The sequence below is a fragment of the Pedobacter folensis genome (genome assembly GCF_056490665.1).
In genome coordinates, this window is sequence record NZ_JBWJIF010000001.1 from 722,360 (window position 1) to 738,387 (window position 16,028).

General features: G+C 40.4%; 11 protein-coding genes. 10 read left to right on the top strand and 1 reads right to left on the bottom strand.

Annotated elements, in window-relative coordinates; all coding sequences use genetic code 11:
* Positions 1-280 precede the first annotated feature (280 nt).
* The gene (locus AC04QZ_RS02805; RefSeq protein WP_478356490.1) at positions 281-1,054 is read right to left on the bottom strand and encodes an IclR family transcriptional regulator; all 774 of its coding nucleotides are present in this window, start codon (positions 1,052-1,054) and stop codon (positions 281-283) included.
* A gap of 274 nt (positions 1,055-1,328) precedes the next feature.
* Here AC04QZ_RS02805 and AC04QZ_RS02810 point away from each other — a divergent pair, with 274 nt between their 5' ends.
* The 10 genes from AC04QZ_RS02810 (at position 1,329) to fucP (ending at position 15,972) form a co-directional block, all read left to right on the top strand.
* Positions 1,329-4,088 (top strand): family 78 glycoside hydrolase catalytic domain, encoded by a 2,760-nt coding sequence (locus AC04QZ_RS02810; protein ID WP_478356491.1) that lies wholly within the window; start codon positions 1,329-1,331, stop codon positions 4,086-4,088.
* Positions 4,085-5,197 (top strand): glycoside hydrolase family protein, encoded by a 1,113-nt coding sequence (locus AC04QZ_RS02815; RefSeq protein ID WP_478356492.1) that lies wholly within the window; start codon positions 4,085-4,087, stop codon positions 5,195-5,197. Before AC04QZ_RS02810 ends, AC04QZ_RS02815 begins: the two co-directional genes overlap by 4 nt.
* Position 5,198: 1 nt before the next feature.
* Positions 5,199-7,769 (top strand): glycoside hydrolase family 2 TIM barrel-domain containing protein, encoded by a 2,571-nt coding sequence (locus tag AC04QZ_RS02820; protein ID WP_478356493.1) that lies wholly within the window; start codon positions 5,199-5,201, stop codon positions 7,767-7,769.
* A 155-nt stretch (positions 7,770-7,924) separates the two neighbouring features.
* Entirely contained in the window at positions 7,925-9,085 is a 1,161-nt protein-coding gene (locus AC04QZ_RS02825; RefSeq protein WP_478356494.1) for an ABC transporter substrate-binding protein, read from the top strand.
* Complete coding sequence (locus AC04QZ_RS02830) at positions 9,082-10,233, top strand: CaiB/BaiF CoA transferase family protein (protein WP_478356495.1); 1,152 nt, start codon at positions 9,082-9,084, stop codon at positions 10,231-10,233. The genes AC04QZ_RS02825 and AC04QZ_RS02830 overlap by 4 nt, the downstream gene beginning before the upstream one ends.
* A 139-nt stretch (positions 10,234-10,372) precedes the next feature.
* The gene (locus AC04QZ_RS02835) at positions 10,373-11,536 is read left to right on the top strand and encodes a CaiB/BaiF CoA transferase family protein (RefSeq protein WP_478356496.1); all 1,164 of its coding nucleotides are present in this window, start codon (positions 10,373-10,375) and stop codon (positions 11,534-11,536) included.
* Positions 11,529-12,767 carry an extracellular solute-binding protein gene (locus AC04QZ_RS02840; protein WP_478356497.1) on the top strand — a complete coding sequence of 413 codons (1,239 nt, stop codon included), beginning with the start codon at positions 11,529-11,531 and terminating at the stop codon, positions 12,765-12,767. Before AC04QZ_RS02835 ends, AC04QZ_RS02840 begins: the two co-directional genes overlap by 8 nt.
* A complete protein-coding gene (locus AC04QZ_RS02845) occupies positions 12,764-13,846 on the top strand; it encodes a Gfo/Idh/MocA family protein (RefSeq protein ID WP_478356498.1) in 1,083 nt (360 codons plus the stop codon). The genes AC04QZ_RS02840 and AC04QZ_RS02845 overlap by 4 nt, the downstream gene beginning before the upstream one ends.
* Positions 13,847-14,056: 210 nt before the next feature.
* A complete protein-coding gene (locus tag AC04QZ_RS02850; RefSeq protein WP_478356499.1) occupies positions 14,057-14,503 on the top strand; it encodes a MaoC/PaaZ C-terminal domain-containing protein in 447 nt (148 codons plus the stop codon).
* Positions 14,504-14,670: 167 nt separating this feature from the next.
* Positions 14,671-15,972 carry an L-fucose:H+ symporter permease gene (fucP, locus tag AC04QZ_RS02855; protein ID WP_478356500.1) on the top strand — a complete coding sequence of 434 codons (1,302 nt, stop codon included), beginning with the start codon at positions 14,671-14,673 and terminating at the stop codon, positions 15,970-15,972.
* Positions 15,973-16,028 lie beyond the last annotated feature (56 nt).

A 16,028-nucleotide genomic window follows, 5' to 3' on the forward strand; every position in this document is an offset into this window, starting at 1 on the left:
TCTCATCATTTCCGCTAACGCTCGTTTCAAACGAGCGTTGCGCTGCTCATATTTTCAAAACGATACAATCATCGTAAAGCTATTTATGCAGTAGGTTCGCGTTAAGGATTGTAAGGGTTCAGTACCGATCTTTATCGGTACCGGAGCGAAGCGGAGCCCTGCAAAGCCTGACCCTTTCCCGTATTTCACGGGATTGGGGAACGCCCAAATCAGTTGGCAATTGCAGTTGGCAGTTATATTAACTATTAGAAAGTCAAAGCCCACTCTAGGGGGTTGGGGGTTAAACCCCAATCCTTTGTTCTATCTTTTTAACACATTTGTAAGCTTCGGCGAGGATGACATCATTGGCAATCGTCTGATCTACATTTAGTGCATTTAACATCGAAATGGTTAAACAGGCAATAATACCATTGTTGCTTTCGATACCAATGGGCACTGAAATATCAGTTACACCAGAAACCGAATCACTATTTTTAAAATAAGAGCCCGTTTGCTGGATATCGGTTAAAGAACTTAAGAAATCTTCCTGTTGAGGTTTGGCATATTTCTTAAAAATGGCATTATTTTTTAAGGTAGTGTTACGCTCGGCCTCAGGCATATAAGCCAGTAAAACCTTACCTGATGCGGTTAATGGCAAAGGAAATAAGTTTCCTTCTTCGATAGAAAGCGCAATTGGTCCTGGACTTTTGGCATGGATAATCACCATTACCTGATTCATGTATAAAATACTCAAATGGCACGACTGGCGGATGCTATTGGCCAGCTCTTCCAGTGGAAACTGGGCAGCCTTACGTAACTCATCAATAGGTGAGTGCCGGTGTGAAAGGTAAAAAAGCTTTAGCGACAGCCTGTATTTACCCGAAACCTCATCGCGTAAAATATAACCGCGACTTTCCAAACTCATCAACATCCTGTAAATTTCGTTTGGGGTTTTCTCAATACCTATGGCAATTTCAGTCTGAGACAATGGGATCGATTGCGCTGATAAATACTCCAATATATCTAGTCCTTTATCCAATGCAGGGGCCTGGTACTTCGATTCTTTTTCGTTCATACGGGTTTAAATTTGGCTGTAGCGTATTTTTTACAATTTCAAACATACAAAATGCTTTCTTATTTATACAAGAGAAGATTTTGTATAATTTAAATACGAATATATGTTTTCATATTTAAAAAAAACATTTATATTTGAATTAGAGATAGCAATTTAAAGTTAAGGAATTTAAAAGGCTTAATTCAAAAGAATTGAGAATTTATTTCTGAAGAAATTATATCGCTGATAACCATTTATAAACCTAAGCAAACACCGAAATGGTGTACAACAATTGATGAGTAAACTCGTAATCTTTTCTTGGCTTTATCTGTTAAGCATTCCGCTTTTTGCGCAGGATATTAAGGTTGCTCAATTGGATTGCGAATACCGGAATAATCCGATTGGAATTGATGCGTTATCACCAGGTTTAAGCTGGAAACTGCAGTCATCAAAACACAATGTGATGCAGGTAGCCTACCAGCTTTTGGTTTCGGGCAGTCAAAGCAATTTGGATAAAAACATAGGCGAGGTTTGGGATAGTAAAAAAGTCAATTCAAGTCAATCCATTCAGGTCGCTTACAAAGGAATTAAGCTGTTATCAACCAAAACTTATTATTGGAAAGTCCGTGTGTGGGATAATTTAGGAAACCCGTCTGCCTGGAGCACTTCAGCATTTTGGCAAATGGGATTACTTCATACTGATGACTGGAAAGGGGCCAAATGGATTGCTTATGAAAAGCTGGCCGATTCGAATGTAAACAGCTTGCCAACGGATGGTAAAAAAGATAAATACAATGAGAATAACGTCTTACCGATGTTCCGCAAGGCTTTTACGGTAACGAAGACGGTTAAGAAAGCCACGGCTTTTATTTCTGGTTTAGGCCATTTTGAAATGAGTTTAAACGGATCGAAGGTGGGAGACGATTTTCTGGCGCCCGGCTGGACAAAATACGATAAAGAGGCTTTATACCTTACCTATGATTTAACCAGACAACTTAAAAAAGGTGAAAATGCCATTGGTGTGATGCTGGGCAACGGTTTTTATTATATTCCGCCGGTTAAAGAACGTTATAGAAAATTAAAAGTGGCTTATGGTTATCCGAAAATGATCTGCAGGTTACTGATCGAATACAAGGATGGTACTTCAGCCAATATCATCAGTAACCAGGACTGGAAAACTGCACCATCACCAATTACTTTTTCGAGTATTTATGGTGGTGAAGATTATAATGCCAATCTCGAGCAAAAAGACTGGAATTTAGCTGGTTTTGACGATACAAAATGGAAATCTGCTTTATGGGTTGATGGACCGAAACTAAATGCACAGAAAGAAGAACCCATAAAGGTTTTTGAAAATTTCACTGCACAAAATGTTACTTCGGTAGCCAATAACGAGTGGGTTTACGATATGGGGCAAAATTCATCAGCCATTATCGAATTAAAAGTCCGCGGTAAAAAAGGCGATACCATTCGCATTAGCCCAGCTGAGTTATTAAAAACAGATGGTACGGTAACGCAAAAAAATATCGGAGGTCCATCTTATTTTACCTACATATTAAAAGGAGCGGGTTTAGAAACCTGGCGACCGAAATTCTTTTATACCGGATTTCGTTATTTGCAGGTTAAAGGAGGCGTTCCAATGGGTAAAGAAAATACATCGGGTAAAGCCGTAATCGAAGATTTAAAAGCCTTACACGTTAGGAATGCAGCAGCGCAAGTGGGGAAATTCACTTCTTCAAATGAATTGTTTAATAAAACCTTCAGTCTGATCGATTGGGCCATAAAAAGCAATATGGTAAGTGTTTTTACCGATTGTCCGCACCGCGAAAAATTGGGCTGGCTGGAAGAATTACACTTAATGGGAAGTTCTGTACGGTACAATTACAAGGCCGCACCCTTGTTTAAAAAAGCATTACAGGATATGAAAAACTCACAGTTGGCCAATGGCCTGATTCCTGAAATTTCACCGGAATATGTAAAATTCGAATGGGGCGGCGATATGTTCCGCGATTCGCCAGAGTGGGGAAGCAGTGGGATTTTGATGCCTTGGTATTTATATCAATGGTATGGCGATAAACAGGCAATGATTGATTATTATCCGATGATGCAGCGGTACATAAATTATCTTGGTACTAAGGCTAATGGTCACATCTTGTCGCAGGGTTTAGGCGATTGGTACGATTTAGGCCCGAAACCGCCAGGTGTTTCTCAATTAACCCCGATGGGCGTTACCGGAACTGCAATTTATTACTACGATTTAAATATCCTGGAAAAAATGGCCACTCTTTTAGGTAAAAAAGCAGATGCAATGGCCTATGCAAAACTTGCTGTTGAAGTCAGAAATGCTTTCAATAGTAAATTTTTCAATGCCAAAACAAAGCAGTATGCAACAGGCTCACAAGCAGCGAATGCAATGGCGGTATATATGGGCCTGGTGAAAGAAAAAGATAAAAATGCGGTAATCGATAACCTGGTTAAAGACATCAGAGATCGTAAAAACAGTTTAACCGCTGGTGATATTGGCTATCGTTACGTTCTGCGTGTTTTAGAAGATACCGGAAAATCGGATGTGATTTTTGATATGAACAGCCGTTCTGACGTACCTGGTTATGGCATGCAGCTAGCCAAAGGTGCAACAGCCTTAACCGAATCGTGGGCGGCCTTGCCAACGGTATCCAACAATCATTTTATGCTGGGACACTTAATGGAATGGCTTTACAGCGGCATTGGTGGTATTCGACAGGAAGAAAATGACGTTGCCTTTAAGCACATTAAAATCGAACCAGAAGTGGTTGGCGATTTAACTTCTGCTGATGTAAGTTACGATGCTCCATATGGCAAAATTTCTACGAAATGGATCAAAACCGATAAAAGTTTCACTTTAGAAATCAACATTCCGGTAAATACAAAAGCGACAGTTTATTTCCCTGTTTTACCGAAATATGATATCTCGGAAGCATATAATTCATCGTTTGCAGATGCAGGAACAGAAAATGGAAAAACCAAATTGGCTATCGGGTCAGGTTATTATAAATTTAATTTAATGTACAAATGAAAAAGATAATCCTCGCATTGTTTCTTTTTGTTAGTGCATTTAAATTGAATGCCCAAAGCACTAATCCTGTTTCCGCAGAAACCATGGAAAAGATTTATCAGGAAGTGAAAACTCCTTATAAATATGGCCTGGTAATGGTGCCAGCAGATAAAGACCATAAAATGGATTGCCCGACTATATTTAAAAAGGGTAAAGATTGGTACATGACTTATCTGATTTTTAGCGGTCGCGGTTACGAAACCTGGCTGGCGAAGAGTCAAGATTTATTGCATTGGGAGAATCAAGGTAAACTGATGTCGTTTGGTGATGCAGGTCATTGGGACGATAACCAAAAAGCAGGTTACAATGCCTTGCTGGATACCAAATGGGGTGGAAATTATGGTGTAAATCAATTTGATGGTAAATACTGGATGTCGTATTTCGGTGGTAAGGAAAAAGGTTACGAAGTGGAGCCCTTGTCAATTGGCATGGCTTATACAAGCAAAGATCCATCAATAGTTCAGGAGTGGAGCCGCCTGGATAAACCCGTTTTAGCTTCAGGTGACGCAGATGTACGCTGGTGGGAAAACCGCAACAAACTTTTTAAAAGCACCGTAATTGAAGATAAACAAAAACTTACCGGACATGCATTCGTGATGTATTATAATGCTGTAGGGGATTCTTTGGCAAACAACAAAAAAACACGCTGGTATGAACGGATTGGTATGGCCGTTTCTGACGATATGGTTCACTGGCAACGGTTCAATAAAAATCCGGTTGTTCATCATCCTGTTGGCATTACCGGCGATGCTGTCATCCAAAAGGTTAACGGAACCTGGGTAATGTTTTACTTTGGCGCGTTCTGGCAAGATAGAAAGGGCTCATTTAATCGTTTTGCAGCTTCAAATGACTTAATAAACTGGACCGACTGGACAGGCGATAACCTGATTGAATCATCAGAAAAATATGATGAATTATATGCACATAAATCTTTCGTTTTGAAGTATAAAGGCACGGTGTATCATTTTTACTGTGCGGTAAACAAACAAGACCAACGCGGAATTGCGGTAGCCACTTCGAAAGATTTAGGTAAAAGCACATTAAATTTTGTAAGCGAAACACAGAGATAACATGAAGATATTAAGCAATTTTAAGGTATTAATTTTCTTGATAGCAGGTTTATCGGTATCGCGTCATTGCGCGGCTTTAAATTCCGTCATTTCGACTGTAGCGCAGTGGAATGGAGAAATCTATAAGAATCGTTTAAATTTAGATTTCTCCACTACGGTCGAAATGACGACCGTTTCTACTTCACGCACCAGAATGAGCTTCAATAAAGATTGGAAATTCTTTTTAGGTGATGAGCCAAATGCGAAATCTCCAGCATACAATGATCTGAAGTGGAGAAAGCTCACCTTACCACACGATTGGAGCATCGAAGGTAAATTTGATGAGAAAAATCTGGCTAAACCAGAGGGTGGAGGTTTACCTACCGGCATAGGCTGGTATAGGAAGGAATTTATAGCACCAGCTAATTTTAAGAATAGAATAATCAACATCGAATTTGATGGCGTATATAAAAACAGTGAGGTTTGGATCAATGGCCATTACCTGGGCAAAAGGCCTTATGGCTACAGTTCCTTTTCTTATGAGATCAGCAAATTTTTAAAGCCTGGAAAAAACAATATTGCAGTTAAGGTTGATAATTCAGCACAACCCGATTCACGTTGGTATTCTGGCTCGGGGATTTATAGAAATGTATGGTTAACCTCAGCGGCTGCGGTTTCGGTAAAACGTAATGGTGTTTTTGTGAAAACGGCGATAATTAGTGGCGATAAAGGTCAGAGCGTTGAAAACCGGATTTTATCTCCTGGCGAAAGTATGGCATCAATTGCTGTTGATATCGAACTCGAAAATAAATTCAACACAAAAGGAACGTATAAAATCCTGACCACCATTTTCGATGATAAGGGAACAAAACTTCAGCAAAAGCAATGGCCGATGGCGGTTGATCAAAATGCATTGAAGTTAGTTACCAATGGTTTGAGCATTGCAAATCCAAAGTTGTGGTCGGTTGAGCAACCGGTGATGTACAAACTGCTTACAGAGATTATGCAGGCGGATGGGAAAATTATCGACAGCTATTCTATAGCATTTGGGATTCGCGATTTTAACTTCGATGCACAAAAAGGCTTTTCTTTAAATGGGAAACCGATGAAAATTTTGGGCGTTTGCCTGCACCACGATTTGGGTGCTTTAGGCGCAGCAGTAAATGTACGTGCCATGGAACGCCAGCTGGAAATCATGAAAGCAATGGGGGTAAATGCCATCCGTACCGCTCACAACCCTCCGGCGCCTGAGTTTTTAGATCTATGCGATAAAATGGGCTTCCTTGTAATGGATGAGGCTTTTGATATGTGGGTGAAAAAGAAAAATAAAGACGATTACCACCTGAATTTCCCTGAATGGCACAAAAGCGATTTAGAGGAAATGATTAAACGAGATCGTAACCACCCATCCATTATGCTGTGGAGTATTGGAAATGAAATCCGTGAACAATTCGATAGTACCGGAATTGCGATTACAAAAGAGTTGGTTGGGATTATTAAAAATCTGGATAAAACACGACCAGTCATTTCGGCGTTGACAGAAACAAAAGCTGAAAAGAATTTTATCTATCAAGCCAATGCACTGGATATTTATGGTCTTAACTACAACCATAAATTGTATAAAGATTTTCCTACAAATTACCCAGGTGTTAAATTCCTTGCAACAGAAACTACTTCCGCTTTAGAAACCAGAGGTTTTTACGATACAGCCGATACCATCCGCCGTTGGCCAAAAGACGGAAAAACCAAGTTTACTGAAGGTAACAGCGAATGGTCAGCATCTGCTTACGATAATGTTTCAGCTTATTGGGGCTCCACACATGAAGAAACCTGGGCAGCCGCTAAAAAATACGACCATGTATCTGGCTTATTCGTTTGGACAGGTTTCGACTATCTGGGCGAACCTTTACCTTATCCATGGCCAGCCAGAAGCTCCTATTTTGGGATAGTTGATTTGGCAGGATTCCCGAAAGATTCATATTACATGTATCAAAGCGAATGGACCAACAAACCCGTATTGCACATCCTGCCGCATTGGAACTGGAAGCAGGGTAAATCGGTTGAAGTATGGGCTTATTACAACAATGCCGATGAAGTAGAACTTTATCTGAACGGAAAATCCTTAGGTAAAAGATCAAAACAAGGTGATGACTTACATGTGCTTTGGAAGGTGCCTTTTGAGCCTGGAACTTTAAAAGCAGTATCCCGTAAAAATGGGAAAGAAGTTTTAGTGCGAGAGGTGAAAACCGCAGGAGATCCGGTGAAAATCGAATTAATTGCTGATAGAAAAAACATTAAAGCCGATGGCAAGGATTTATCCTTTATCACGGTCCGCATTTTAGATGCAGCAGGGAATGTAGTACCAAACGCTGATAATCTGGTCGATTTTAAAGTAGATGGTGTTGGTTTTATTGCTGGTGTTGATAATGGATTTCAGGCAAGTATTGAGCCTTTCAAGGCCAATTACCGCAAAGCATTTCATGGTTTATGTTTAGCCATATTGCAGTCGACTGAAAAAAGCGGTGCAATTAAACTAACCGCATCATCAGCTGGTTTGGCGTCTTCATCGATTATCATTAAAACGGGTAAATAAAAAAAAATAATAAAGGTTTTGTCATTCTGAGGAACGAAGAATCTGCAAGAGATAAGAAACAGGCTCTGCTAAGACGGTAGCTGATGCGTGGGTTGAGGAAAACAGTTAGGGATTCTTCACTGCGTTCAGAATGACAAAAATAAAGAGAAAATAAAGTGGAGAAGACGATTAACTTAAAAGGAATAACCTGGAATCACAGTCGTGGGCTTTTGCCGATGGTGGCAACCGCACAGCGCTTTGCTGAATTGCATCCTAATGTTCACATCACCTGGGAGAAAAGAAGTTTGCAGCAATTTGCCGATTTTTCCATTCAGGAATTGGCAGAACGGTTCGACTTGCTGGTTATCGACCATCCATGGGCAGGTTTTGCCGCTAAAACAAAATCTATTGTGCCTTTGGATGTTTACCTTTCTGATGAATATTTAAAAGATCAGGAAGAGAACGCTGTTGGTCAATCATACGAGAGTTATTTTTATGATGACCATTTATGGGCTTTGCCAATAGATGCCGCAACACCGGTAGCCGCTTCAAGGCCAGATTTACTTACCGAAAAAGGATTGCATCTGCCTGAATCTTTTGACGATTTATTGGAACTTGCTGATAGAGGTTTAGTCGCTTTTGCGGGTATTCCGATTGATGTATTAATGAACTTTTACACACTTTGCTGCTCATTCGGCGAAGATCCTTGCCAAAATGATGAAGAAGTGGTTTCGGCAGAAACAGGGGTTAAAGTACTGAAGATGTATCGCGAGCTGGCGGCAAAAATGGATAAAGCCAACTTCAATAGAAACCCCATTCAGGTGTATGAAGCCATGACTTTAAGTGATGAAATAGCTTATTGCCCCTTCGCTTATGGTTATTCAAACTATTCGCGTAACGGTTACGCCCGCAAAACCCTTCATTTTCACGATATGATTAGTTTAGATGGGAAAACCAGGCTCAGAAGCACGCTGGGTGGAACCGGTTTAGCCATCTCTGCCAAATGTGAAGCGCTGGAGGTTGCTGCTAAATATGTAGAATTTGTAGGTTCTCCAGCTTGTCAATCTACATTGTTTTTTGAAAGCGGTGGCCAGCCCGGACATTTAGCAGCCTGGAGAAACGAAGAAGTAAACCGCCAGAGCAATAATTATTTCCTGAATACCTTACCGGCTTTGCAAAGGGCATTTCTGCGTCCGCGTTACCACGGATCTATGTATTTTCAAGACCATGCAGGCGACGTTGTTCGCGATTATTTAATGAATGGCGGAGATGAAATTCAGGTGTTAAACGCCCTGAACGCATTATATCAGAAATCTAAAAGTTTAGTATTATCATGAACAGGCCGTTAGAAGGACTTTTGGTTTTAGAGTTTTGCCAGTTTTTGGCGGGGCCATCGGCTGGATTAAAACTGGCTGATTTGGGTGCCCGTGTGATTAAAATTGAGCGACCAAAAACAGGCGATGCTTGTAGACAACTATCTATTAAAAATCTCTTTGTAGATGAAGATAGTTTGCTTTTTCACACCATAAACCGCAATAAAGAAAGTTATGCTGCCGATTTAAAGAATCCTGAAGATTTAGAGAAATTAAAAAAACTAATCAGTAAGGCCGACGTCATGACGCACAATTTCCGTCCGGGTGTAATGGAAAAAATTGGTCTGGATTACCAAACGGTTCAAAATATTAATCCCAAAATTGTTTATGGTGTAGTAACCGGTTATGGCAATGAAGGACCATGGAAAAACAAACCGGGTCAGGACTTATTGGTTCAATCCGTCTCAGGTCTTACTTTTTTATCAGGAGTTGATGTAGATGGGCCTGTTCCATTTGGTCTTTCCGTTTCTGATATCATGTGTGGAAACCATCTGGTCCAGGGAATAATGGCCGCTTTGATCAAAAGAGCCAAAACCAACAAAAGTGTTTTAGTAGAAGTAAGCTTACTCGAATCAATTTTAGATGTGCAATTTGAGGTATTAACGACCTACTTAAACGATGGCGGGAAATTACCCGATAGAAGCGGAGCAAAGGGAAGTGCGCACGCTTATTTAAGTGCACCTTATGGCATGTACGAAACTGCCGATGGTTATATTGCCATGGCAATGGGCAATCTCCCAAATATCTGCGCAATCATTAATTGCGATATTACTGATCTGTATGTAGAAGCAGGGTCGGCCTTTGAAAACCGTGATCAGTTGATTGTGCGTTTAGCTGCCACTTTTAAAAAGGAAAATACTAAAACCTGGGTCGAATTGTTAGAAAATCACGGAATCTGGTGTGCCGAAGTATTAAATTATCAAAAGGCGACCGCTTTGAGTACTTACAAAAAACTGGATATCGCGCAGGAATTAAACTTAGATGGAGGCAAAACCATCAAGACAACCGTTAGCCCGATCCGTTTGGATAGGGAGAAGTTATTTGCTTCGAAAGCCGCGCCAAAATTAGGTGGAAATACTTCTGATATTAGTAAAGAGTTTGAATTGAATTAAGAGTTTATGTCACCCCGACCTGAGTTTACGAAAGCTACGCAGTAAATTTATTTCAGGGTATATCTAGCAGGAAAGATGCTGAAATAAATTCAGCATGACGATCATTCTTGTTGAAGTGACGATTTAAAGAAATAAAATTATGAGACCGCTTGAAGATTATTTAGTTATTGATTTCAGCCAGTTTCTTTCTGGTCCTTCGGCAGGCTTGCGCCTGGCCGACATGGGTGCCCGTGTAATCAAAATTGAGCGTTTGGGTGTTGGCGATATCTGCCGCACGCTTTACACTTCGAACCTGATTATGAATGGCGAATCGTCGGTTTTTCATGCCATCAATAGAAATAAAGAGAGCTTTGAAGTTGATTTAAAAAGTGAAGAAGACTGCGAAATGGTCCGCGAGCTGCTAAAAAAAGCAGACGTAATGATTCACAACTTCCGCCCAGGTGTAATGGAACGTTTGGGTTTCGACTATCAATCGGTTACCGCTATAAATCCTAACATTATTTATGGCGAAATTTCTGGTTATGGAACCGCAACCGAATGGAAAAATAAGCCAGGTCAGGATTTGCTTTTACAATCGGTTACCGGCTTAACATCATTAACCGGAAATGCTGATAGTGGTCCTGTTGCTATGGGTTTGTCCATTGTAGATATGCTGGCAGGGGCACATTTAGCCCAAGGACTATTAGCTTGTTTATATCGCAAAGCCATAAAAAATGAGGGTGGATTTGTACAAGTAAGCATGATGGAATCGGCCTACGATTTTCAGTTCGAAACCATTACCACTTTTATGAATGATGGCGGATGTTTACCCCAACGTTCAAAAAAGAACAATGCAAATGCATATTTAGGTGCACCTTATGGTATTTATCAAACAGAAAACGGATATTTAGCCCTGGCAATGGGTTCAATCCCACAGCTGGGCCATTTGCTTGCTTGTGATAAACTCGAAGATTATGTTGAAGTAAGTGAAGCATTTGATAAGCGGGATGAGATTAAAGCGATTTTAGCAGAACATCTTTTATCTGCCACCACCGAAAACTGGCTTTCGATACTGGAACCGGCTGATATCTGGTGTGCTGATGTTTTGAACTGGAATGCACTGATGGCGCACGACGGTTTTAAGGTGTTGAACATGATACAGGAAGTGGAAATGGTGGATGGATACAAATATGAAACCACCAGATGTCCGATCCGAATTGATGGCGAGTTGCTCACTTCATCAAAAGGTTCGCCTAAATTGGGACAGGATAATGAGCAAATTATCAAAGAATTTATAACACAGCATACCACTGCAAATGCATAACCAGATAGATACTTTCAGAATAGCCGTTCGTAAATTTGCGCCCTTCGAATCTGCCATGCAGAAATTCTGGGATCAATATTGTGCTTTTTCGGGTTGTAAACTGAAATTGGAAATGGTGGTGATGGATCTGCACGAGCTTTACGATAGTACCATTACCAGAAAAGGTTTGGCCAATGGCGACTTTGATATTGCCCATATCAGCACCGATTGGGTTCTGGAGGGCTACAGCGGTCAGGATTTTGAAGTTTTAAATCCATACATCAATAAAAATAAACCAGATGATTTTCCGAGGGGCTGGAGCAAGTCGCTGCTCAGTTTACAGCGTTTTGGCTGGGAAATAGTGGGACTGCCTTTTCATGACGGACCTGAATGTTTTATTTACCGCAGGGATCTGTTTGAAAACGAGACTGAAAAAGCAAATTATTTAGCGCAATACGGAAAAGCCCTGGAAGTACCCAAAACCTGGGAAGATTTTCATCAGATTGCCAGATTTTTCAATCGTCCGCAGGATAAGCTTTACGGAAGTATCTTCGCATGTTACCCTGACGGCCACAATACCGTTTTCGATTTTTGCCTGCAATTATGGACCAGGGGCGGAAAATTGGTTGATAAACATGGCTATATCCAGATCAACACACAAGCGGCCATTGATGGGCTTAATTTCTATCGTGCCATGGTTAATGATAAAACCGCTGTTCATCCGAAATCGTCAGAATTTGAATCTGTTGGTGCCGGAATAGCCTTCTCACAAGGTGAAGCAGCGATGATGATCAATTGGTTTGGTTTTGCAGCCATGTGCGAAGTGGATGCGAATTCAAAGGTGAAAGGCAAAATCGATGTAGAACGTTTGCCATCTGCTCCCGACAAAGAATCTGCTTCATTAAACGTTTACTGGCTTTACACCATTGCCAGGGGCAGTAAAAACAAAGATATTGCCTACGATTTTCTCCGTTTTGCTTTAGCAAAAGAACAGGATAAACAACTCACTTTAGCGGGTGGAATTGGTTGCCGGATTTCGACCTGGAAAGATGAAGAAATTAATAAAATAATCCCATACTACCATAAACTGGAAGCTTTACATGAAGTAGCCAATATGCTGCCTCAGAAAACAAACTGGGCTGCAATAGCGGCAATAATCGATCAGATGGTTTTGCAGGCGATTAATACAGATCAATCTACTGAAGAATTGATCCAGCTTGCGCAGAACCAGATTAATGAAATTGACAAATGAGTATTGACATCAAATATAAGCCAGACCTACCCGAAACAAAGCAACCCATCATCATTATTGGTGCGGGGGGCATTGTAGCCGATGCACATCTTCCTGCCTATAAAATTGCAGGTTTTGAAGTGCATGGCATTATAAACAGAACTAAAGAAAGGGCACAGAAATTAGCAGATGCTTTTGGAATTCCAAATGTGTATAATTCAGTTGCAGAGGCGGTTAAACTGGCTCCTGCAAACGCCGTTTACGATTTAACCATCATGCCTGAGCAGTACATCGAAACATTAAAGCAGTTGCCTGATGGAAGTGCGGTGTTGATCCAAAAACCGATGGGTGATGATTTTACGCAGGCAAAGGAAATTCTCGAATTATGCCGCGCGAAAAACTTAAAAGCAGCCATAAACTTTCAATTGCGTTTCGCCCCATTTGTAAGCGCAGCAAAATACCTGATCGATAAAGGATTAATTGGCGAATTATACGATATGGAAGTTCGCGTAACCGTTAAAACACCCTGGGAAATTTTCCCCCATGTGATTATTCACCCGCGGTTAGAAATCCAGTACCATAGCATTCATTATGTAGATTTAATCCGTTCGTTTTTAGGTAATCCGGAAAGTATCCTGGCGAAGACATTAAAACATCCGGCAAAGAATTTATCCTCATCACGTTCTACCATTTTATTCGATTATGGCGATACCATGCATGCAGTAATCAACACCAACCACGACCATGATTTCGGTCCAAATCACCAGGAAAGTTATATTAAATGGGAGGGAACAAAGGGCGCCATTGTAGCTAAAATTGGTTTATTGATGGATTATCCGCATGGTGTACCCGATGTGTTTGAATATTGCATTGTAGAGGATGGAAAACAAGCAGCATGGCAAACCGTAAAGCTGGAAGGCTCCTGGTTTCCAGAGGCTTTTATCGGTACAATGGCCAATTTGATGCGGTATAATGAAGGATCGGCAGCTATTTTACACACCAGTGTTGAAGATGTCATCCAAACCATGGCCGTTGTAGAAAGTGCTTATCAATCAAGCGATACTGGAGGAGTAAAGGTTAAGGAACAATTAAATAAATAGGACATCATTGGGAGGTATGGACTGAGTGAGTCAACCTGTGCTGATTTTTATCGGTAAAGCAATCTGTTTTGCAAGAAAGATTGCTTCGTTTCGATGAAAAATCGAAAACTCGCAATGACGGAATTATAGATAAAAAACACAAAATCGTCCTCGTTTGTAACGAGGATGCAGGAGAAAAGCGATTGCATCGCTTATAAAAAGTTAGAAAATATGTATTTCAAATCAACATTTTTTGAAGATTATCAATTACAGGATAAACGCGTAACCTTAGGCCGCACCATAACGGAAACCGATTTCGTCGTTCATGCAGGTCATACCGGAGATTTCTTTCCGCACCATATGGATGCAGAATGGTGTGCCACACAACCCTTTAAACAAAGAATCGCTCACGGAACAATGATTTTTAGCATTGGCATTGGTTTAACCGCATCTGAAATCAATCCGGAAGCCATGAGTAAAGGATATGATAAACTGCGTTTTGTTAAACCTGTTTTCATTGGCGATACCATTCATTCTGAAATCACAATCTCCGAAAAAGGGGATAGTAAAAGACCAGCATATGGCACTGTAACCGAACACGTAGAAATCATCAACCAGCACGGAGAAGTGGTATTAGTATGCGACCATCTTTTGGTGGTGAAGAAGAAAGTTCATTAGCGCATTGGTCAATAGTTCATTGGTCTGAGCAATTACAGCGAGAGTTTTAGTAGCTATAATTACAAAGACCAATCGATTAACAAATGACCAATGAATTACTGAACAACAAACTAGACCTATTCACAAAACTAATGAACCAATGACAAATGAACTAATGAATCAAGCTAATGACTAATGAACCACTAAACACACAGCCAGAAATGATAATTGAGGGCGATTCGTCATCAGGGAAAAAATATTTATTGCCATTTATACTCGTGATCAGTTTGTTTTTCCTTTGGGGAATGGCACATAACCTCGATTCGATCCTGATTCCACATTTAAAAAAAGCCTGTAATTTAAATAACAGACAATCGACTTTGATCGATACCTCTGTTTTCTTCGCTTATTTTTTAATGGCTATTCCTGCCGGAATGATTTTGAAAAAGTGGGGATATAAAGCAACCATGATTTCAGGTTTACTGGCCTTTGCTTTCGGTGCATTTTTATTTGTTCCAGCTGCCAATAATCTGTCATACATCACATTTTTGATTGCACTTTTCATCATTGGTTGTGGTTTAACCATGCTCGAAACTTCCGCAAACCCTTATGCTGCTGTTTTGGGCGATCCTGCAAAAGCGACAAGCAGATTAAATCTCGCAGCATCTTTCAACGGATTGGCTGCAATGGTAGCACCAATGATTGGCGGATTATTTATTCTATCAGGTAAATCGCACACCAAAGAAGAATTGGCAGCCATGACAGATGCAGGTAGAAACAGTTATTTCTTAGAAGAAGCGGCATCAGTTAAAACGCCATACATTACCCTAGGGATTGTTTTATTGGTAATAGCAGCTATATTTTACTTTATCCACCTTCCGGAAATTAAAACAAAAAGTATAGATGGTGAAGCTAAAGGCAGTTTTTTTGGTGCATTACGCCATAAACACCTAAAATGGGCGGTTGTTGCTCAATTTTTCTATGTTGGTGCGCAGGTTTGCGTGACTAGCTTTTTCATCAGAATGGCCCAACAAGGTGGTGGCTTTGACGAGAAAACAGCAGCCTCATATTTGGCTATTTATGGTTTACTGTTTACCGTTGGTCGTTTTGCAGGAACTGCGATCCTACAATTTGTATCATCGCATAAACTGCTCGCCATTTATGCGGTAATCTCTATTTTATTGTGTTTGGTAGCCATATTAGGCAAAGGCTCTTATGTGGTTTATGCATTGGGTGCAATAGGATTTTTTATGTCGATTATGTTCCCAACCATTTTTGCATTAGGAATAGATGGTATAGGCGACGATACCAAGCCAGGTTCATCATGGTTAATCATGTCCATTGTTGGTGGCGCAATTTTACCATTTGGAATGGGAAGTTTAATCGATATGTATGGTGATAATATCCAGATCGGCTACAGCATTCCATTGGTTTGTTTTTTAGTCATTCTTTATTTCGGTTTAAGAGGTTATAAAATCGCGCACAAATAAATATAGATTACTCATTATGAAGCGTGAAATAAATCGATCTATCAAAAAGAAAGATT

What these genes read in the sequence shown, in the direction of transcription:
- AC04QZ_RS02805 (WP_478356490.1), bottom strand. Translation starts at nt 1,054, where the DNA reads ATGAACGAAAAAGAATCGAAGTACCAGGCCCCTGCATTGGATAAAGGA.
- AC04QZ_RS02810 (WP_478356491.1), top strand. Translation starts at nt 1,329, where the DNA reads ATGAGTAAACTCGTAATCTTTTCTTGGCTTTATCTGTTAAGCATTCCG.
- AC04QZ_RS02815 (WP_478356492.1), top strand. Translation starts at nt 4,085, where the DNA reads ATGAAAAAGATAATCCTCGCATTGTTTCTTTTTGTTAGTGCATTTAAA.
- AC04QZ_RS02820 (WP_478356493.1), top strand. Translation starts at nt 5,199, where the DNA reads ATGAAGATATTAAGCAATTTTAAGGTATTAATTTTCTTGATAGCAGGT.
- AC04QZ_RS02830 (WP_478356495.1), top strand. Translation starts at nt 9,082, where the DNA reads ATGAACAGGCCGTTAGAAGGACTTTTGGTTTTAGAGTTTTGCCAGTTT.
- AC04QZ_RS02835 (WP_478356496.1), top strand. Translation starts at nt 10,373, where the DNA reads ATGAGACCGCTTGAAGATTATTTAGTTATTGATTTCAGCCAGTTTCTT.
- AC04QZ_RS02840 (WP_478356497.1), top strand. Translation starts at nt 11,529, where the DNA reads ATGCATAACCAGATAGATACTTTCAGAATAGCCGTTCGTAAATTTGCG.
- AC04QZ_RS02845 (WP_478356498.1), top strand. Translation starts at nt 12,764, where the DNA reads ATGAGTATTGACATCAAATATAAGCCAGACCTACCCGAAACAAAGCAA.
- AC04QZ_RS02850 (WP_478356499.1), top strand. Translation starts at nt 14,057, where the DNA reads ATGTATTTCAAATCAACATTTTTTGAAGATTATCAATTACAGGATAAA.
- fucP (WP_478356500.1), top strand. Translation starts at nt 14,671, where the DNA reads ATGACTAATGAACCACTAAACACACAGCCAGAAATGATAATTGAGGGC.